This is a genomic window from Streptomyces caniscabiei (assembly GCF_014930365.1).
Classification (GTDB): Bacteria; Actinomycetota; Actinomycetes; order Streptomycetales; family Streptomycetaceae; genus Streptomyces; species Streptomyces caniscabiei.
This window is the reverse complement of record NZ_JABXWI010000014.1, coordinates 1-19873: the sequence shown is the minus strand read 5'-3', so window position 1 is coordinate 19873 and position 19873 is coordinate 1. Positions and strand designations below refer to the sequence as shown.

Annotated in this window: 15 protein-coding genes; 7 read left to right on the top strand and 8 right to left on the bottom strand. The window is 71.1% G+C overall.

What is annotated here, in order from left to right; all coding sequences use genetic code 11:
- Nucleotides 1–42: 42 nt before the first annotated feature.
- Nucleotides 43–2889, bottom strand: a complete 2847-nt coding sequence (gene secA / locus HW837_RS33715; protein WP_045560740.1) for a preprotein translocase subunit SecA — start codon at nucleotides 2887–2889, stop codon at nucleotides 43–45.
- Nucleotides 2890–3237: 348 nt separating this feature from the next.
- On the opposite strand from secA, the gene HW837_RS33710 reads away from it, so the two are divergent.
- Both HW837_RS33710 and HW837_RS33705 read left to right on the top strand, forming a co-directional pair.
- Nucleotides 3238–3807 (top strand): GNAT family N-acetyltransferase, encoded by a 570-nt coding sequence (locus HW837_RS33710; protein ID WP_045560774.1) that lies wholly within the window; start codon nucleotides 3238–3240, stop codon nucleotides 3805–3807.
- 95 nt (nucleotides 3808–3902) lie between these two features.
- Nucleotides 3903–5099, top strand: a complete 1197-nt coding sequence (locus HW837_RS33705; protein ID WP_045560741.1) for a winged helix-turn-helix domain-containing protein — start codon at nucleotides 3903–3905, stop codon at nucleotides 5097–5099.
- 3 nt (nucleotides 5100–5102) lie between these two features.
- Here HW837_RS33705 and HW837_RS33700 read toward each other — a convergent pair whose 3' ends face one another.
- From HW837_RS33700 to mtnA, 7 genes are all read right to left on the bottom strand, one after another.
- Nucleotides 5103–5852, bottom strand: coding sequence for a response regulator (locus HW837_RS33700; RefSeq protein WP_045560742.1), 750 nt, complete (start codon nucleotides 5850–5852; stop codon nucleotides 5103–5105).
- 205 nt (nucleotides 5853–6057) lie between these two features.
- On the bottom strand, nucleotides 6058–6750 hold the full coding sequence (gene hpf, locus HW837_RS33695; protein WP_371272061.1) for a ribosome hibernation-promoting factor, HPF/YfiA family: 693 nt from the start codon (nucleotides 6748–6750) through the stop codon (nucleotides 6058–6060).
- A gap of 315 nt (nucleotides 6751–7065) precedes the next feature.
- The gene (locus HW837_RS33690) at nucleotides 7066–7869 is read right to left on the bottom strand and encodes a ComF family protein (protein ID WP_045560775.1); all 804 of its coding nucleotides are present in this window, start codon (nucleotides 7867–7869) and stop codon (nucleotides 7066–7068) included.
- A 335-nt stretch (nucleotides 7870–8204) separates the two neighbouring features.
- Nucleotides 8205–10028 (bottom strand): LpqB family beta-propeller domain-containing protein, encoded by a 1824-nt coding sequence (locus HW837_RS33685; protein ID WP_045560744.1) that lies wholly within the window; start codon nucleotides 10026–10028, stop codon nucleotides 8205–8207.
- Nucleotides 10018–12114, bottom strand: coding sequence for an MtrAB system histidine kinase MtrB (gene mtrB, locus HW837_RS33680; RefSeq protein ID WP_045560745.1), 2097 nt, complete (start codon nucleotides 12112–12114; stop codon nucleotides 10018–10020). Before mtrB ends, HW837_RS33685 begins: the two co-directional genes overlap by 11 nt.
- A 1-nt stretch (nucleotide 12115) precedes the next feature.
- Nucleotides 12116–12805 (bottom strand): two-component system response regulator MtrA, encoded by a 690-nt coding sequence (gene mtrA / locus HW837_RS33675; protein WP_189823911.1) that lies wholly within the window; start codon nucleotides 12803–12805, stop codon nucleotides 12116–12118.
- An 8-nt stretch (nucleotides 12806–12813) separates the two neighbouring features.
- The gene (gene mtnA, locus HW837_RS33670) at nucleotides 12814–13959 is read right to left on the bottom strand and encodes an S-methyl-5-thioribose-1-phosphate isomerase (RefSeq protein ID WP_086784793.1); all 1146 of its coding nucleotides are present in this window, start codon (nucleotides 13957–13959) and stop codon (nucleotides 12814–12816) included.
- 140 nt (nucleotides 13960–14099) lie between these two features.
- Here mtnA and HW837_RS33665 point away from each other — a divergent pair, with 140 nt between their 5' ends.
- Genes HW837_RS33665 through HW837_RS33645 form a run of 5 tightly spaced genes read left to right on the top strand, consistent with a single transcriptional unit; the run spans nucleotide 14100 to nucleotide 19713 of the window.
- Nucleotides 14100–15494, top strand: a complete 1395-nt coding sequence (locus HW837_RS33665) for a DUF7847 domain-containing protein (protein ID WP_093792488.1) — start codon at nucleotides 14100–14102, stop codon at nucleotides 15492–15494.
- 4 nt (nucleotides 15495–15498) lie between these two features.
- Nucleotides 15499–16224: a DUF4129 domain-containing protein gene (locus HW837_RS33660; protein ID WP_177262148.1), complete on the top strand. Its 726-nt coding sequence runs from the start codon at nucleotides 15499–15501 to the stop codon at nucleotides 16222–16224.
- Nucleotides 16221–17414, top strand: coding sequence for a DUF4350 domain-containing protein (locus tag HW837_RS33655; RefSeq protein WP_045560748.1), 1194 nt, complete (start codon nucleotides 16221–16223; stop codon nucleotides 17412–17414). The genes HW837_RS33660 and HW837_RS33655 overlap by 4 nt, the downstream gene beginning before the upstream one ends.
- Nucleotides 17414–18403, top strand: a complete 990-nt coding sequence (locus HW837_RS33650) for an AAA family ATPase (protein WP_093792484.1) — start codon at nucleotides 17414–17416, stop codon at nucleotides 18401–18403. Before HW837_RS33655 ends, HW837_RS33650 begins: the two co-directional genes overlap by 1 nt.
- Entirely contained in the window at nucleotides 18403–19713 is a 1311-nt protein-coding gene (locus tag HW837_RS33645; RefSeq protein ID WP_193381167.1) for a DUF58 domain-containing protein, read from the top strand. The genes HW837_RS33650 and HW837_RS33645 overlap by 1 nt, the downstream gene beginning before the upstream one ends.
- The last annotated feature ends 160 nt before the right edge of the window (nucleotides 19714–19873 follow it).

Below are 19873 nucleotides of genomic sequence, written 5' to 3'. Positions count from 1 at the left end.
GACGCCCGCGCGGCACGCGCGCGCCCCTCCCGGGGCGGACCCTCACTTCTTGCGGCGGCGGCTCGTCTTGGCCTGCTGCTTGCGGCGCTCCGCGCGGGTGAGGCCGTCGGCCTCGGAGCGGATCGGCTCGTCCTCGGGCAGGTCGCCCTCGACGATGCCGCCCTCGCCGTCCACGGTGGGTGCGGAGAAGTGCAGACGGTCACGCCGCTGCGGAGCCTCCAGCCCCTTCGCCCGGATCTCAGGCCGCGACGCACCCGCCTGCGCGGGCACCGCGTCGCTCTTGTCCAGGGACGGCTTGGTGTCCTCGACCGGGACCTCCTCGACCTGCTGCTCGACCTGGACCTCCAGGTTGAACAGGTAGCCGACGGACTCCTCCTTGATGCCCTCCATCATGGCGGTGAACATGTCGAAGCCCTCGCGCTGGTACTCGACCAGCGGGTCCTTCTGCGCCATCGCGCGCAGGCCGATGCCCTCCTGGAGGTAGTCCATCTCGTAGAGGTGCTCACGCCACTTGCGGTCCAGCACCGACAGCACCACGCGGCGCTCCAGCTCACGCATGATCTCGGAGCCGAGCTGCGCCTCACGGGCCTCGTACTGCTCGGTGATGTCGTCCTTGATGGACTCGCCGATGAACTCGGCGGTCAGCCCGGCCCGGTCCCCGGCGGCCTCCTCCAGCTCCTCGACGGTGACCTTCACCGGGTAGAGCTGCTTGAAGGCGCCCCACAGCCGGTCGAGGTCCCACTCCTCGGCGAAGCCCTCGGCGGTCTCGGCCTGGATGTAGGCGTCGATGGTGTCGTCCATGAAGTGCTGGATCTGCTCCTGCAGGTCCTCGCCCTCCAGGACGCGGCGCCGCTCGCCGTAGATGACCTCACGCTGCCGGTTGAGGACCTCGTCGTACTTGAGGACGTTCTTCCGGGTCTCGAAGTTCTGCTGCTCGACCTGCGACTGGGCGGAGGCGATCGCGCGGGTGACCATCTTGTTCTCGATCGGCACGTCGTCCGGCACGTTCGCCATGGACATCACGCGCTCGACCATCTGGGCCTTGAACAGACGCATCAGGTCGTCGCCGAGCGACAGGTAGAAGCGCGACTCACCGGGGTCGCCCTGACGGCCGGAACGACCGCGCAGCTGGTTGTCGATACGGCGGGACTCGTGCCGCTCGGTGCCCAGGACGTACAGACCGCCGAGGGACTCGACCTCGTCCTTCTCCGCCTTCACCGCCTCCGTGGCCTTCGCGAGCGCCTCGGGCAGGGCGTGCGCCCACTCCTCGATGTGCTCCTCGGGGTCGAGGCCGCGCTGCCGCAGCTCCGCCTCGGCGAGGTCCTCGGGGTTGCCGCCGAGCTTGATGTCCGTACCGCGGCCGGCCATGTTCGTCGCGACGGTCACGGCGCCCTTGCGGCCGGCCTGGGCGACGATCGTCGCCTCCCGGTCGTGCTGCTTGGCGTTGAGCACCTCGTGCTGGACACCGCGCTTGCTCAGCTGCTGCGACAGGTACTCGGACTTCTCGACCGACGTCGTACCGACGAGGATCGGCTGGCCCTTCTCGTGCTTCTCGACGATGTCGTCGACGACCGCCTCGAACTTCGCGACCTCGGTGCGGTAGATCAGGTCGGACTGGTCCTTGCGGACCATCGGCCGGTTGGTCGGGATCGGCACCACACCGAGCTTGTAGATCTGGTGGAACTCGGCGGCCTCGGTCATCGCCGTACCGGTCATGCCGCAGAGGCCGGGCTGTTCCTTGCCGTTGTGGTCGCGGCGCTTGTAGAGGCGGAAGAAGTTCTGCAGGGTGATCGTGGCGAGCGTCTGGTTCTCGTCCTTGATGTCCACCCCTTCCTTCGCCTCGATCGCCTGGTGCATGCCCTCGTTGTAGCGGCGGCCGGCGAGGATACGGCCGGTGTGCTCGTCGACGATCATGACTTCGCCGTCCATGACGACGTAGTCCTTGTCCTTCTTGAAGAGCTCCTTGGCCTTGATGGCGTTGTTCAGGTAGCCCACCAGCGGGGTGTTCACCGACTCGTAGAGGTTGTCGATGCCCAGCCAGTCCTCGACCTTGGAGACACCGGACTCGTGGATGGCGACGGTGCGCTTCTTCTCGTCGACCTCGTAGTCGCCGGTCTCCTCGATGCCCTTGAGGGGCTGGCCGGGCTCGCCCTTCTTCAGGCGCGTGACCAGCTTGGCGAAGTCGCCGTACCACTTGGTGGCCTGGTCGGCCGGGCCGGAGATGATCAGCGGCGTACGGGCCTCGTCGACGAGGATGGAGTCGACCTCGTCGACGATGGCGAAGTTGTGGCCGCGCTGGACGAGCTCGTCCTTGGACCACGCCATGTTGTCGCGGAGGTAGTCGAAGCCGAACTCGTTGTTCGTACCGTAGGTGATGTCGCAGTTGTACTGCTCACGGCGCTGGGCCGGCGTCATGTTGGCGAGGATGCAGCCGACGCTCAGACCCAGGAACTTGTGGACGCGGCCCATCATCTCGGAGTCGCGCTCGGCCAGGTAGTCGTTGACCGTGATCAGGTGCACGCCCTTGCCCGCCAGCGCGTTCAGGTACGCGGGGAGCGTGCCGACGAGGGTCTTGCCCTCACCGGTCTTCATCTCGGCGACATAGCCGAGGTGCAGGGCGGCGCCGCCCATGATCTGCACGTCGTAGTGGCGCTGGCCGAGAGCGCGCTTGGCGCCCTCGCGGACGGTCGCGAACGCCTCGGGGAGCAGGTCGTCGAGGGTCTCACCGTCGGCGTACCGCTGCTTGTACTCCTCGGTGAGGGCGCGCAGCTCGGCGTCGGAGAGGTCGACGAAGTCCTCTTCGATGGAGTTGACCTGGTCCGCGATGCGGTGCAGCTTGCGCAGGATTTTGCCTTCGCCTGCACGCATGATCTTCGAGAGGACGGACACGGGGGTTTGTCTCCTTGCCGGTCGGGCCTGGGACGGTCGGTTTCAATGACAGTTGGCAGTTTTCAATCACAGCTTGAGCAACGGCCATCGTAAGCGAGGACCCCGCCGTGCCGGGAGGTCTGGCAGTGACAGCTACCAGGACAACGGGCGGGTGTCGCGGATGGTGCCGCGTTCCACCCACGAAATGCGCGAACTGTGACCCCCTCCTCACTCCCCGTACCGCCGTCACGCCGGCAGCCGCCGCCCTTCCCGCCCCGCGTCCTCTCCCCTCCCGCTCTCCTCCCCTCCGTCCACGGAACAACCGGGAATGACATGGCGCCCTTCCGCCCGGCCGAGCAGAATCGCCCGATGGAACCCGTCACCCTGACCACCGAGCGCCTGCTGCTGCGCACCGTGGACCGGCGCGACACCGAGACGGTGTACGCGGCCGCGCAGGACCCGGACATCCAGCGCTGGACCACGATCCCCTCCCCCTACTCGCGGGAGCACGCGGAGGGTTTCGTCGAACGGGCCGTCCCCGAGGGCTGGGCGACCGGCACGATGTTCACCTTCGGCCTCTTCCCGGCCTCGGGCGCACTGGCGGGCATGCTCGGCATCACCATGCGCTCCCTCGGCACCGGCGAGATCGGCTTCTGGGCCACCAAGGAGCACCGTCGCCGCGGCTATGTCGCGGAGGCCACCCGCGCCGCCGCGCACTGGTCGTTCACGACCCTCGCCGTCGACCGCCTCGAATGGCGAGCCGAAGTGGGCAACACGGCCTCCCGCGCGGTCGCCGAACGCACCGGCTTCACCTTCGAAGGCACCCTCCGCTCCGCCCTCGACAACAACGGAGTCCGCCGCGACTGCTGGATAGCCTCCCTGCTCCCCTCAGACCTGGGCCTCCCGTCCACGGCCCCTTATCTGCCGTCCCGCCCCTGACCACAAGCCCTCGCACCGCCCCCGCCTCAGCTGCGGGGCGCCCCGTTCTCCCAGCTCAGCCCCTCCTGTCAGTCCCCTCCCCTACCCTGCGGAGCATGACCTCCCTCCCGCGCCCCACCACAGAACTCACCGCAGACGAGGCCCGCCGCATCGCCCTCCGGGCACAGGGCTTCCTCGGCGCCCCGGACCGCAGATCCGGCGTCCGCGGCGTCCTGCGACACCTGGGCGCGGTCCAACTCGACACCATCTCGGTCCTGGCCCGCTCCCACGAACTCATCCCGTACGCCCGCCTCGGCGCGGTGGGCCGCGCCACGGTCGACAAGGCCTACTGGTCGACGGCCGCGCCCTCCACGGGCACCTCCCCGGCCCGCCCCCACGCCTTCGAGTACTGGTCCCACGCCGCCTGCATCCTCCCCATCGAGGAGTGGCCCCACTTCGCCTTCCGCCGCCGCGCCTACCGGGCCCGCCCCCTCTGGGGCCACCAACTCCCGGACGGCGCCTACGACCGCGTCGTCAAACAGCTCCGCGCCGAGGGCCCCTTGACCGCCACGGAACTGGGCGGAGCCAAACGCACCAGCGAGTGGTGGGACTGGTCCGGCGAGAAGGTCGCCGTCGAACGCGCCCTGATGTACGGCGAGGTGGTCTGCGTGGAGCGCCGCGGCTGGAAGCGGGTGTACGACCTCGCCGAGCGCGCGATCCCCGCCGACCTCCTGCACGACGAGTTGGACGACACGGAGTGCGTACGCCGCCTGGTCCGCCTGGCCGGCGAGGCCCTCGGCGTCGGCACCCGCGCCGACATCGCCGACTATCACCGCCTCAAGGGCGAGCAGTTCGACGCGGTGGTCGCCGACTCGGGCCTGGTCCCGGTGACGGTGGAGGGCTGGGCCAAGCCCGCCTGGGCCGACCCCGCGGCGCTGGCCACGCCCCCGCGCGGCCGCCACCGCACCACGCTCCTGTCCCCGTTCGACTCCCTCATCTGGGAACGGGCCCGCACGGAACGGATCTTCGGCTTCACCCACCGCCTGGAGGCCTACGTCCCCAAACAGAAGCGCGTCCACGGCTACTTCGCGATGCCGGTCCTGTCCGGCGGCCGACTGGTGGGCCGCGTCGATCCCGCCCGCGACGGCCGCACCCTGGTCGCCAAACAGGTCACCCTCGACGGCCCCAAGGCGATCCCGGCGGTCGCCAAGGCCCTGCTGGAGGCCGCGACCTGGGTCGACTGCACCGACGTCCGCGTGGAGCGCGTGGACACCCCGGAGCTGCGCGAGCCCCTCCTGCGAGCGCTCGCCTAGGACCTAGCGGATCTCCAGGATCTTCTCCCGCATCGCGTACACCACGGCCTCCATCCTGGAGTGCAGCTGGAGCTTCTCCAGGATGTTGCGCACATGGTTCTTCACGGTGTTCTCGGAGATGAACAGCTCCTTGGCGATGTCCCGGTTGTTCATCCCGGTCGCCACGAGCTTGAGCACTTCCAGCTCCCGGTCGGTCAGCCGCGGCGCCGGCACCAGGCGCCGCTCGTCGGTCCGCTGGATCATCGACTTGAACTCGGTGAGCAGCTTCGACGCCATCGAGGGGCTGATCTGCGACTGCCCGTCGGCCACCGCGCGAATGGCCGTGGCCACCTCGTCCGTGGAGATCTCCTTGAGGAGATAGCCGGTGGCCCCGGCCTTGATCGCGTCGTAGAGGTCGGCCTCCTCGTCGCTGATCGTCAGCATGATGATCTTCGCGCTGGGGGCCACCTCCTTGATGGAGGTGCACGCCTCGATACCGCCGCGCTTCGGCATCCGTACGTCCATCAGCACGATGTCGGGCAGCAGATCCGCGGCCTTGTCGACCGCCTCCGCCCCGTCACCGGCCTCGCCGACGACCTGGATGTCCTCCTCGGCGGCGAGCACGATCTCCAGACCTCGGCGGAAAAGCGCGTGGTCGTCCACCACGAGGACGCGGATCGGCTCCTTGCGCGGGGAGCCCGCGGCGGATCCCATACCGACGGAGCCGTCGTCGGCTTCCTGGTCACGCATCGGTCCGAAACTGCTGTCCGCCATCGTTCCTCCCCCTGAAGGCCGTGGCCTGTGTTTCTGTGCCATCGCCAACCCAAGGCAACGGCCCTCCGGTTGGGGCCGGTTCGGCCATGATTTCATGCCCCGCCGACACCGCGGTGACAGAGCGGGCCACAAGGGGTCGCACACCGGTGCCCCTGGGGGCGCACAAGCGCTCCAGGGGCACCGGCTCAGCTGTCACCCGGCGCGGTCAGCCACCGAGCGCGCCACCCGGGGCGTCCGCGTGCGCCTGGGCGACCATCGGGTCCGTGCTGAGGTGGATGACGCCGTAGTCGTAGGCGTGCCGCCGGTAGACGACACTCGGTTCCTTGGTCTCGGAGTCGACGAAGAGGTAGAAGTCGTGCCCGACCAGCTCCATCTCGTAGAGAGCCTGGTCGAGGGTCATCGGGGAAGCTACGTGGGTCTTCTCGCGGACGATGAGGGGGCCTTCGCCCTTCACCTCCAGCGAGCCGATCTTCTTGGTGGGCACGCCGTCCGACTGCTCCTCGTCGGCGACGTATCCGTTGCCGTTGAGAGTCGCCACGCCGGGGACGTGGTCGGCGACCTCCGCGGCCGTGAGCCTGCGCGCGCCTCGGCGCGTGTAACGCTTGTCGTGCTGCTTGCGCAGCCGGGCTTCGAGCTTGTCCGCCGCCAGGTCGAGCGCCGCATACGGATCGCTGGCCGCTGCCTCCGCCCGGATCACCGGTCCGCGGGAGTGGAGCGTGATCTCCACCCGGTCACTGCGGTCGGCCTGTCGGGGGTTGGGCTCCTTGGAGACCTCGACGTCGAGGCTGATCACCTTGCCGTCGAGCTTCTGGATCTTCTCCAGCTTCAGCTTCTCGGCCACGTGCTTGCGGAACCGCTCGGGCACCTCGGTCTTGCGGCCCTTGACGACGATGTCCACGCAGAACTCCGTTCCCGGATCGCTCCGCTCCACTGGCGGAGCATCTCCCTTGTGCACCAGGTTCCGGTGAGTCCCGGAACCGCGGACTCGGTGACTTCCACCTCCTCCTCCCCCGTGGGCAAGATCTCCACCCCACCGGCGCGGGGTGATTCAGAAAACCCGCAGCGCAGCATTCGGATATGTGGTGAACGGCCGGGGCCATTCCCTCACAACCGAACATATCTCGCTCGGACGGATGTCGTCACCCTCTACCGAGACGTACCTCCGTTCAGGTGAATTGACCCTCTCATTACCTGCAACGATGCAAGTCAGCGGTCAGTTCCGGTTTATTTGGAAAGAGTCGGGAGGCGCGGCGACCACCGCCGCCCGGACCCTGCCCGCGGCCCTGCCGGCGCCGTCCGAGCGCGCCATTCCCGTCACCCCTCGTGTTCGTACCTCCTCCTTCGCCTTTCCTCCCGCACCGCCCTTCCTCGCGACCGCCACCGCCCACCGGTCCCTCGCCACCCGCACCGCCCGGGCCGCCTCCGCCAGCGAGGCACCGGTCGTCATCAGGTCGTCCACGAGCACGACCGCGCCACCGCCCAGCAGCCGGGCGCCCCCGGCGGCCACCTCCAGGGCGCCGGCGAGGTTGTCCAGCCGCTGCCGGGAGTCCAGCCCCGACTGGTCGGCCACGGCACGCCGCTGCCGCAGCACCCCGGCCACCTGGGCCGCTGTCCCGGTGCGCCGCAGCACCCCGGCGGCCGCGAGCGCGATCCGCCGCGCCGGGTCGTGCCCCCGCGCCCGCACCGCCCGCCGGGCGGACGGCACCGGAACCAGCAGCACCGGCCCTTCGCCGCCCGCCCGTACGGCCCCCGCCAAGGCCGTGCCGAGCGGTCCGGCGAGCGCCAGCGCACCCCGTTCCTTGTGCGCGATCAGCGTGGCCCGCACCGCGTCCTCGTACGGCGCCGCGGCGTGCACCACGGGCAGCCCGGCCGGCTCCGGATCCGGTCGCACCCGACACGGCGCGGCCCCGGTCAGAGCCGCGCGGCACTCCGGACAGAGCACCGCGCGAGGCCTCCCGCAGCCTCCGCACTCGGCCGGCAGCACCAGATCCGTGAGGTCCTGCCACCACCCCCGCATGCCCACCACTGTGCCAACGCATGCGATCCCCTGCCACCCCTGTGGACAACGACCTGTGGACAACTCACCGCAACAACAAGGGGGTTGTCACCCACACGAAGGACGGGTGCCCGAAGAAGACCGAACGCCACCACAAAATGACCGGCAGCCCGAAAAAAGATCGCCGCAGCCAACCCCGCCGACGAGGAGAACCGGCCTCAAGCACCACCACCGCCCCCGTCACCCCGGCCCCCGCCGCCCCGCACACACGGCACCCCACGGCACCCCGAGCCGCACCAGCCGCGCCACACCAGAGCCACCGCAGCAGAGCCACCGCAGCTCCGGGCCGGCCTACCTCACCCGGGATAGACCGGCGCCGTTCCCTCCTTGACCACCGTCTGCCACTGCTCGCCCGGCGACAGCCGCACGATCCCGTCGGCGGAGTGCGCGACCAGCGGCTGGCTCTCGTCCTCGGACGCGGCGATCTCCTCCACGCCGGTGAGCGCGGAGGGCCCGGAGCCCGGTATCGGGGACCCGTCCACCCGGACGTACCGCATCTGCTGCACGCCACCGGATTCGCGCCCCACGACCACGAGTTGGCTGTCGCCCGCCCACGACATGGCGGTGACGTCCTCCAGCTCCGGCGTCACGGACCGCAGTTCGACGATCGAGACGGTGGTGCTCTCCGCGTCGGCGTCCCGCTCGATGCGTCCGATGTAGAGCGTCCGCTTGCCCTTGCTCTCCAGGATCAGCGCGATCCGCACACCGTCGGCGGCCACTCGCACCGCCTCGATGCGCCCGTCGAGGTGGGGCGTCCGGACCTCCAGCGGCTCACCCTTGCCGTCCGCCAGGACCAGCAGCCGGGGCTTCTCCGGATCGCGGTCGGCCACCCACAGGTCACCCCGCCCGTCCCAACTCGGCGTCGTCAGCCGGTCCTTCGCGGTGGCACCGCCACTGCGCAGCGCCGGGTCGCCGAGCGCGCTCCCCGTCGTCAGCGGTGACACGTACAGCTCACTGCCGTCGGCCGACACACCGGCCGCCCGGTCCTCGCCGCGCGACACGGCGGCGGACCGCAGCTGCTTCTCGCTCTCCCCGAGCGCCCCGGGGACGGGCGACGGCGTCGTCACCGGGTCCCGCTCGGACAGCCGTACGAGCTTGTGCTCACCATCGATGAAGTACTCGTACCCCGCGCTCCGGTCGAGGCCGCGCGAGGCGATCACGCCGTCGGCCTCCGTCTCACGGAGGCCGCACAACAGGTCTCCGGTCGACCCGTGCAGCTCCACCTCGTCCACGCCCGTGGGCATGTAGTCCTGCAGCGTGAAGAGGAGCTGGGCCGCCATCTCCTTGCACCTGCCGACCGAGACACGGTCGGCCTTCTTGTTCAGCGGCACGACCAGCCGGTTCTGGTCGTCGGGCGTCAGCGCCTTCGTGCCCTTCAGCAGCGCCGTGCCCGACGGGAAACTCGTCCTCGCGACCGGGTTGAGCCAGCTGGTGGGGCCCTTCAGCACATCCCGGACCACCTGGGTCACCGGGTCGACCTGGCTGCGCACATAGACCGGGTCGGCGACCGTCCCCGGCTCACCGGACTGCGCGGCGGAGGTGAAGTAGTACTTGTTGATGGACTTGTAGTTGCGCTCGAAGTCCGACCGGCCGAGCACCAGCCCCTGCGGCAGCTCGTCGATGCGCCACTGCTCCTTCACCCGCGTGAGATGCACGGGCTTGCGGTACTGACCACCGGCGGGCGTGTACGCGTGCTGCCCGTCGACCCGGGCGACGTTCTTCCCGGACAGCTCGAACCCGTACTCGTCGGCGTCCGACCGATCCCCCGTGACACGGGTGTACGCGGTGGGCGCCTCGACGAGGACCGTGGTCGACGCGCCCGGGTCCCAGGTCTTCAGCGCGTCACCCGTGAGGTACCTGCGGGCCGTCTCGTAGTTCGGGTCGTCGCTGGTCAGGGCCTCCAGGAAGCCCTGCACGATCTCCTGCGGCTCGGCGTCCTCCGCCGGCGGCAGCGCGAAGACGCGCACCTGGGCGTCCTGCCTGGGCCTGGACTCCACGTCACGCATGTCCCCGCTGTCCGGCATCGAGGCGCACCCAGCCAGCAGCACGGCACCGATGCCGATGTACACCGTCGCCCGCACCGGACGCCCACGGCCGCGTTTCGCGCGGTCAGCGCCCACGGAATGCCTCCCCCTGCTCGTGCCGCCGCTCCGCGTCGCTCCCGGCCGGCCTCTCCTCGGCCGGTCCCTCGCGCCCCTCGCCGTCCTCGGTCCGCCGCGCCGGCACCGCCGAGGAGGGCGACGCGGGCGGTGTGGCGGGCCGGGGCACCACGCGCGCGCCGTTGCCCGGCAGCGCCGTCGGGTCTGCCGTGGGGGCCTGTCCGGCGCCCGGCCGGGGCCCTATGGCCGCCCGCGCGCCACCGTGCTCACCGGCCTGCACCGGCACCGTGGCGAGCTTGCCCCCGCCGCCGAGCGGCAGCCCGGCCTCGTTCAGTCCCCGGTTGCGCCGGGAGTCCTTCGGTTCCAGCGGTATCGGGGACCCCCGCAGCGGCTCGTCCGCCGTCCTCGGCAGCGTGAGCCGGAACTGCGAGCCGCCACCCGGCTCGCCCCACGCCTGCAGCCAGCCCCCGTGCAACCGGGCGTCCTCCAGGGCGATCGACAGCCCCAGTCCCGTACCACCGGTGGTACGCGCGCGTGCCGGGTCCGCCCGCCAGAAGCGGCTGAACACCCGCGTCGCCTCGCCCGGCTTGAGTCCCACACCGTGGTCCCGCACCGCGACCGCCACCGCGCCACCGGCCGCCGCGAGCTTGACCACGACGTCCTTGCCCTCGCCGTGCTCCACGGCGTTGACCACGAGGTTGCGCAGCACCCGCTCCACCCGCCGGGCGTCGGCCTCGGCCACCACGGGCTGCTGGTCCCCCAGCACCCGTATCCGCGTCCCCTTGCGCTCGGCGAGCGGCTCGGCCCCACTGACGACCTTCCGCACGACCTCACGCAGATCTATCGGCTCGGCCTCCAGGGCCGCCGCGCCCGCGTCGAACCGGCTGATCTCCAGCAGGTCCGCCAGCAGCGACTCGAACCGGTCCAACTGATCGGCGAGCAACTCGGCGGAGCGCGCCGTCACGGGGTCGAAGTCCACGCGCGCGTCATGGATGACGTCCGCCGCCATCCGCACCGTCGTCAGCGGTGTCCGCAGCTCGTGCGACACGTCGGAGACGAACCGCCGCTGCATCCGCGACAGCTCCTCCAGCTGCTGGATCTTCAACTGAAGGTTCTGCGCCATCTTGTTGAAGGCCTCACCGAGCCGCGCGATGTCGTCCTCGCCACTGACCTTCATCCGCTCCTGCAGACGCCCCGCCGACAGCCGCTCGGCGATCCCCGCCGCCATCCGCACGGGCGTGACCACCTGCCGCACCACGAGCCAGGCGATGGCACCGAGCAGCACGACGACGAACAGCCCGGCCGTCGCCAGCGTCCCCTTGACCAGACTCAGCGACTTCTCCTCCTGCGTGAGCGGGAAGAGGTAGTACAGCTGGTACGGGTGGCTGTTGGGGTCGCTGACCTGCTTGCCGATGATCAGCCCCGGCTGGGACTCCTGACCGTTTTCGTAGTAAATCCGCGTATAGCTCTGTACGGCGCTGGTGCCGTCGTCGACCCGCTCGCGCAGCTCCACGGGCACGCTGAGGTCCCACTGCACGTCACCGGAGACACGCGGCCCGAGCCCCCCGGTCTCGCCGTCGGCGGAGGCGGGGCTGAGCGTCACGACGTCGAACGCGCCCTGACCGCCGCTGGAGAGGGAACTGACCAGGGTGGTCATCCACTCGACGACGTTCTGCACCCGGTCGCCGTTGGGGTCCGTGCTGTCGTTCCCGGCGGCGTTCGCCTCACTGTCCGCCTTCTGCTCGGCGACCGTGAAACCGCCGGTGGCCTGGCTCTGCGAGGCCTTGACCTTGGCGTCCAGCAGTCCGTTGCGGACCTGCCCGATGACGACGAAGCCCAGCAGCAACACGACGCTGAGCGACATCAGCAGGGTCGTCACCACGATCCTGAGCTGGATGTTGCGCCGCCACAGCCGCATCACGGGCAGCAGCGGGCGACGCACCCAGCGCATGAACAGCCTCAGGACCGGGCTGCCCTGGACCCCGCCCTGGAGCAACCCGCCCTCAAGGAGACGTTCCCAGCGGGAACCCGACGACTTCCGGCCGACAGGCCGCTCCGCGCGGGTCCCCGGCTGGCCGGGCGCCGAAGCGGCACTGCCACCGGACATGTCAGCTGGGTCCTGCCTTGTATCCGACACCACGGACGGTCACCACGATCTCCGGCCGCTCCGGGTCCTTCTCGACCTTGGAACGCAGCCGCTGCACATGAACGTTCACCAGACGGGTGTCCGCCGCGTGGCGGTACCCCCAGACCTGCTCCAGCAGGACCTCCCGAGTGAACACCTGCCACGGCTTGCGCGCCAGCGCGACCAGCAGGTCGAACTCCAGCGGCGTCAGCGCGATGGACTGCCCCTCGCGCTTCACGGAGTGCCCGGCCACATCGATGACCAGGTCACCTATGGCGAGCTGCTCCGGCGCCGGCTCCTCCGACCTCCGCAGCCGCGCCCGGATCCGGGCCACCAGCTCCTTCGGCTTGAACGGCTTCACGATGTAGTCGTCCGCGCCCGATTCCAGGCCGACCACCACATCGACGGTGTCGCTCTTGGCCGTGAGCATCACGATCGGCACCCCGGACTCCGCCCTGATCAGGCGGCACACCTCGATCCCGTCCCGGCCCGGCAGCATCAGGTCCAGCAGCACCAGATCCGGTTTGGCCTCACGGAACGCGGCCAGCGCCTTGTCGCCGTCGGCTACGAAAGACGGCTCAAAACCTTCACCACGCAACACAATGCCGAGCATCTCGGCCAGTGCGGTGTCGTCGTCGACGACAAGGACTCGTCCCTTCATGAATGCCATCATCCCATTAACTAAATCGTTACCTGGCGTGACCTGTCACACAGCCCTGCGAGCGCCTCAGCGGTCACAGGCGACACAACCCCCTCCTCGGTGACGATCGCCGTCACCAACTCCGGCGGCGTCACGTCGAACGCCGGGTTGTACGCCTGGGTCCCCAGGGGTGCCACCGCGATCCCACCTCCCGCCTCCGCTCCCGCAACCGGCACCTGCGGCGCCGTGATCTCCGTCACCTCATGACCCGCACGCTGCTCCACCTCGATGGACGCCCCGTCCGGGGTGTCCGGATCCACCGTCGTGACCGGCGCCACCACGATGAACGGCACATGGTGGTACCGGGCGAGCACCGCGAGCGGATAGGTCCCGACCTTGTTCGCCACCGATCCGTCGGCGGCGATCCGGTCGGCACCCACCAGCACCGCGTCCACCTCACCCGCGGCGAACAACGAGCCCGCGGCATTGTCCGTGAGCAAGGTGTACGCCATTCCGCTGCGCGCCGCCTCATATGCGGTCAGCCGGGCGCCCTGCAGCAGCGGCCGCGTCTCGTCCACCCACAGCCGCCGCAGCCGCCCCACCCGGTGCGCCGCGAGCGCCACCGCGAACGCCGTGCCCTCACCGCCCGATACCAGCGACCCGGTGTTGCAGTGCGTGAGCACCCGGTGCCCACCGCCCGGCAGCAGCTCGTCGAGCAGCGCCAGCCCGTGCGCGGCCATGCGGGAACTGGCCTCGGCGTCCTCCCGGTGCAGCGCCCGCGCCGCGGCGAGCGCCGCCTCCGCGGCCTGCTTCTGGTCCCCCGAGCGACCGAGCTCGGCCCGGTGCGCGGCCCGCGCCCGGCGCACACCGACCGCGAGGTTCACCGCGGTGGGCCGGGCGCCCTCCAGCGCGTCGGCGGCATCCTCCACGTCGAAGCCCCGCGCGGCGGCGAGCGCGACGCCGTACGCCCCGGCGATCCCCAGCAGCGGCGCCCCGCGCACGGCGAGCGAACGGATCGCCTCCACCAGCGCGGGCGCGTCCGTGCACACCAGCTCGACCTCCTCGGCCGGCAGTCTCGTCTGGTCCAGGAGGACCAACACGGGGCCTTCGGGTGGCTCGTCCCAACGGATCGCCGGTATCTCGGTCGGCCGGATGTCGTCGCCGGATCGCGCGTACTGATCAGCCATGCGGTCAGTCTGCCCCGTATCCGTCGGACAATTGAAGGTGCGCAGCACATACGGCCCCCGGTCACTTCGCGGAGACCGCGTGGCACGATGGGCGCCAACCTGCCGCCGCGACCGCGGACGAGCACCGTGAAGGAGCGACGATGAAGGACACTCCGGGCTGGGCCTCGCCCGGATCCGCCCCCTCGGGCGGCGAGCAGCCGGACCAGCAGGGCTCCGCAGAGCCGACGGACCCGACCGGGGACGGTCAGGCGCAGCCGACCGGCCAGCCCGGCGCCGACCAGGCGCAGTCGCCGACCAAGTGGTCCAAGGACCAGCCGCCGCCCGCCCAGTGGTCCGCTCCGACCCCGCAGGCACCCGGCCAGACCGCGCCACCGCCCCCGCCCGTCCCGGGCTGGGGCGGCCACCCCGGCCCCCAGCACCCCGGCCCCGGCGGCTACGGCCCGCCCGGCGGCCCCGGAACCCCGGGCGGCCACCCCGGCTATGGGGCCCCCGGCCCCGGCTACGGCACTCCCGGCTGGGGAGGCGGCTGGGGAGGCCCCCCGCCCGCCGCCAAGCCCGGCGTGATCCCGCTGCGCCCACTCGGCATCGGCGAGATCCTCGACGGCGCCGTCTCCACCATGCGCACCCACTGGCGCACGGTCCTCGGCATCTCCCTGACCGTCGCGGTCGTCACCCAGATCGGGGTCATCCTGCTCCAGGGCCTCGTCCTCAACGACGCCGCGAGCTCGGACGTCCTCGCAGACCCGACCGCGACACCCGGCGAGGTGGGCCGCGCCCTGGGCGACACCCTGCTGAGCACCTCCGTCGTCATGGTGATCTCCGTGATCGGCACCATCATCGCGACGGCCCTGCTCACGACCGTGACCAGCCGCGCCGTCCTCGGCAAGTCCGTCACCACCGCCGAGGCATGGCGGGACGCCCGCCCGCAACTCTTCCGGCTGGCCGGCCTGACCGTCCTGCTGCTCCTGGTCGCCGGTCTGATCATGACCACGGGCGTCCTGCCCGGCATACTCCTCGCCTCCGCAGGCACCACCGCCGGCGGCGTACTCCTCGCCTTCTTCGGCGGACTCGGCGCCTTCGTCCTCACCGTGTGGCTGATGATTCGTTTCTCGCTCGCCTCTCCCGCCCTGATGCTGGAGAAGCAGGGAGTCCGCAAGTCGATGAGCCGCTCCGTCAAACTGGTGCGCGGCTCCTGGTGGCGAGTCCTCGGCATCCAACTGCTCGCCACGATCATCGCCTGGATCGTGGCATCGATCGTCGTGATCCCCTTCTCCTTCGCGGGCGCGGCACTCGACGGCGACGGCCTCTCCGGCTTCCTCGCCACCGGCGGCACCGCCCTCGGCTGGACCTACCTCGTCATCAGCGGCGTTGGCGCGGTGATCGGATCCACGCTCACCTTCCCGATCAGCGCCGGTGTCACCGTGCTCCTCTACATCGACCAGCGCATCCGCCGCGAGGCCCTCGACCTCGAACTGGGCCGCGCCGCAGGCCTCCAGGGCTACGGCGACGCCCAGGGCGCCACCCCGGGGAGCTGATGGGGTGACACGGTCGGGGGGAGCACTGACAGCCGTACCGTTGTCGTGGCGCTCGGCGGACGAGCCACCCATCACCCTCCCGCGCGATCCCGCGCGGGAGGCGGCCCGTCGTGAGCTGTCCAAGGGCATGTACCACCAGAACGACCCCAGTTGGTACGAGCGCGCCCTGGACGCCTTCTGGGACTGGCTCGACAAGGTGTTCGGCGCCACCTCGGGCGCCACCCCCGGCGGCACGCTCGGCCTCGTCGTCATCGTCCTGGCCGTCCTCGCCCTGCTCGGGGCACTGTGGTGGCGCCTCGGCACCCCGCACCGCACCCCGACCTCCTCCGCAGTGCTCTTCGACGACCGCCCCCGCAGCGCCGCGGAACATCGCGCGGCCGCCGAGGCACAGGCCGCCCAGGGCCACTGGAACCAGGCCGTCCAGGAACGCATGCGGGCCGTCGTCCGCTCCCTGGAGGAACGCGCGCTGCTCGACGTGCGCCCCGGCCGCACCGCCGACGAGGCCGCCTCCGAAGCGGGCGCGGTCCTCCCCGCCCACGCGGACCGACTCCACACCGCCGCCCGGGACTTCGACGACGTCACATACGGCGGCCGGTCCGCCGCCGAAGGAACGTACCGCCGCCTCGCCGCCCTCGACACCGACCTCGAGCGCAGCAAGCCCGCGCTGGCGAGCAGCACCCCCAACAGTGCCAGTACGGCCCCGAGTACCCGCCCGGGAGCCGCCGAATGACCACCGGGACCACGCTCCCCTCCACCTCGGTCTCGCCCACGGCCCGTCAGGTGTGGACCCGCGCGCGCGGTGTCGTGCTCGCGGCGGTTGTCCTCCTGGCGGCCGCCGTCGTGATCGCGGTGATCCGCTCCGGCTCCGAACACGGCCGTCTGGACCCACGCTCCGCCGACACCGACGGCAGCCGCGCCGTCGCCGAACTCCTCGACGACCGGGGCGTGTCGACCCGGCTGGTCACCACCCTCGACGAGGCACGCGCCGCCGCCGGCCCGGACACCACGCTCCTGATCGCCGTCCCCGACCTGCTCACCGACTCCCAGCAGAGCCGCCTCCACGAGGCGACCGAGGCCTCCGGCGGCCGCACCGTCCTCGTCGCCCCCGGCCCCTCGTCCGTGAGCACCCTCTCCCCCGGCGTCACCACCGACGCGGCCCTCAGCCTCGATTCCACACTCACGCCCCGCTGCGAACTGCCCGCCGCCCGCCGCGCCGGCAGCGCCGACACCGGCGGGCTCCGCTACCACGTCACCGCCCGCGCCGCCGACACCTGCTACCCCGAGGACGGCCTGCCCACCCTGGTGCACGTCCCGGCAGCCGAGGGAGACGGCGACACCGTCGTCCTCGGCGCCCCCGACATCCTCCTCAACAGCAGCCTCGACGAGCAGGGCAACGCCTCCCTCGCCCTCCAACTCCTCGGCTCGCGACCCCATGTGGTCTGGTACCTCCCCTCGCTCTCCGACGACTCGGCCCCCGATTCGGGCAACCGCAGCTTTTTCGATCTGCTCCCCTCGGGCTGGTTCTGGGGCACCCTGCAACTCTTCTTCGCCGCAGCCCTCGCCGCCCTCTGGCGGGCACGCCGACTCGGCCCTCTGGTGCCCGAGAAACTCCCCGTCGCGATCCGCGCCTCCGAGACCGTCGAAGGCCGCGCCCGCCTCTACCGCAAGGCCGACGCCCGCGACCGCGCGGCCGACGCTCTTCGCTCCACCACCCGCACGCGCCTCGCCCCCCTCGTAGGTGTCCCCGTCTCCCGGGCCCACACGCCCGAGGCCCTGCTCCCCGCCCTGTCCGCCCACCTCCACGGCGACGGACAGCCCCTGCACGCCCTCCTCTTCGGCCCGCCGCCCGGCGACGACAAGGCCCTGATCGCCCTCACCGACCAACTCGACGCCCTCGAAAGAGAGGTACGCCGTTCATGATGGACCCGACCACTGACAACGCCGGGACCACCGGGGACCCGGGCACCGCCCGTGCCTCCCTGGAGGCCCTGCGCGCCGAGATCGCCAAAGCCGTGGTCGGCCAGGACCCCGCCGTGACCGGCCTCGTCGTCGCCCTCCTCTGCCGCGGACACGTTCTACTAGAAGGAGTCCCCGGGGTGGCCAAAACGTTGCTCGTGCGGGCTCTCGCATCCGCACTCGATCTCGACACCAAGCGCGTCCAGTTCACCCCGGACCTGATGCCGAGCGACGTCACCGGCTCCCTCGTCTACGACACCCGCACCGCCGAGTTCTCCTTCCAGCCCGGCCCGGTCTTCACCAACCTCCTCCTCGCGGACGAGATCAACCGCACCCCGCCGAAGACCCAGTCCTCCCTGCTGGAAGCCATGGAGGAACGCCAGGTCACGGTCGACGGCACCCCCCGCCCGCTCCCGGACCCGTTCCTGGTCGCCGCGACCCAGAACCCTGTCGAGTACGAGGGCACCTACCCCCTCCCCGAAGCCCAGCTGGACCGCTTCCTCCTCAAACTGACGGTCCCGCTCCCGTCCCGGCAGGACGAGATCGACGTCCTCACCCGTCACGCCGAGGGCTTCAACCCACGCGACCTGCGCGCCGCCGGCGTACGCCCCGTCGCGAACGCCGCCGACCTCGAAGCCGCCCGCGCCGCCGTCGCCAAGACGACGATCTCCCCCGAGATCACCGCCTACGTGGTGGACATCTGCCGCGCCACCCGCGAGTCCCCGTCCCTCACCCTCGGTGCCTCCCCCCGAGGCGCCACGGCTCTCCTCGCGGCCTCCCGCGCCTGGGCCTGGCTGACGGGACGCGACTACGTCATCCCCGACGACGTGAAGGCACTCGCGCTCCCGACCCTCCGCCACCGCGTCCAGCTCCGCCCCGAGGCCGAGATGGAGGGCGTGACGGCCGACTCGGTCATCAACGCGATCCTGGCCCACGTCCCCGTACCCCGCTGATGGCCCCCACCGGACGCGCCGCACTCCTCGCGGCCCTCGGCACCCTCCCTGTCGGCATCTGGGAGCCCAGCTGGACGGGCATCCTCGCCGTGAACGCACCCCTGGCGCTGGCGTGCGCCTGCGACTACGCCCTCGCCTCCCCCGTGCGCCGCCTGGGCCTCCTGCGCTCCGGCGACACCTCCGCACGCCTGGGCGAGACCGCGGACGTCACCCTCACGGTCACCAACCCCTCCAACCGCCCCCTGCGCGCCGACCTTCGCGACGCATGGCCCCCCAGCAGCTGGCTCCCCAGCACGGAGGTCGCAGCCTCCCGCCACCGCCTGACGATCCCCCCGGGCGAACGCCGTCGTATCACCACCCGACTGCGCCCCACGCGCCGGGGAGACCGCCAGGCCGACAGGGTCACGATCCGCTCGTACGGCCCCCTCCGCCTCTTCGCCCGCCAGGGCAGCCACCGTGCCCCCTGGACCGTGCGCGTGCTCCCCCCGTTCACCAGCCGCAAGCACCTGCCGTCCAAACTGGCCCGGCTGCGTGAACTGGACGGTCGCACCAGCGTCCTGACCCGAGGCGAGGGCACGGAATTCGACAGCCTCCGCGAGTACATCCCCGGCGACGACACCCGCTCCATCGACTGGCGCGCCACAGCCCGCCAGTCCTCGGTGGCGGTACGCACCTGGCGTCCCGAACGCGACCGCCACATCCTCCTGGTCCTGGACACCGGCCGGACCTCGGCGGGCCGCGTGGGCGACGTCCCCCGCCTCGACGCCTCCATGGACGCGGCCCTCCTCCTGGCCGCCCTGGCCTCCCGTGCCGGCGACCGCGTGGACCTGCTGGCCTACGACCGCCGCGTACGAGCCCTCGTCCAGGGCCGCGCGGCGGGGGACGTCCTTCCGTCACTGGTCAACGCCATGTCCCAGCTCGAACCCGAGCTCGTCGAGACGGACGCCCGAGGCCTCACTGCCACGGCACTCCGTACGGCACCCCGCCGGTCCCTGATCGTCCTCCTCACCACTCTCGACGCGGCCCCTGTCGAAGAGGGTCTTCTCCCTGTCCTGTCCCGCCTGACCCAACGCCATACGGTCCTGGTGGCCTCGGTGGCAGATCCGCGTATCGCTCGTATGGCGAACTCCCGGGGCACCACGGATGCCGTCTACGAGGCCGCCGCGGCCGCCCAGGCCCAAGCAGACCGCCACCGCACCGCCGATCAGCTCCGTCGCTACGGCGTCACGGTCGTCGACGCGACGCCGGACGATCTGGCGCCGGCCCTGGCAGACGCCTATCTGGCCTTGAAGGCAGCCGGACGCCTCTAGTGATCCCCCTCAATTCCCATGGATGAGGGGGATCAGGGGATGAGGCCCAAATAAAAGTTCTCGGAAATGCAGAAAGCCCCCGCCGGCAACCCGGCAGGGGCTTTCTCAAATATTGTTCGGCGGCGTCCTACTCTCCCACAGGGTCCCCCCTGCAGTACCA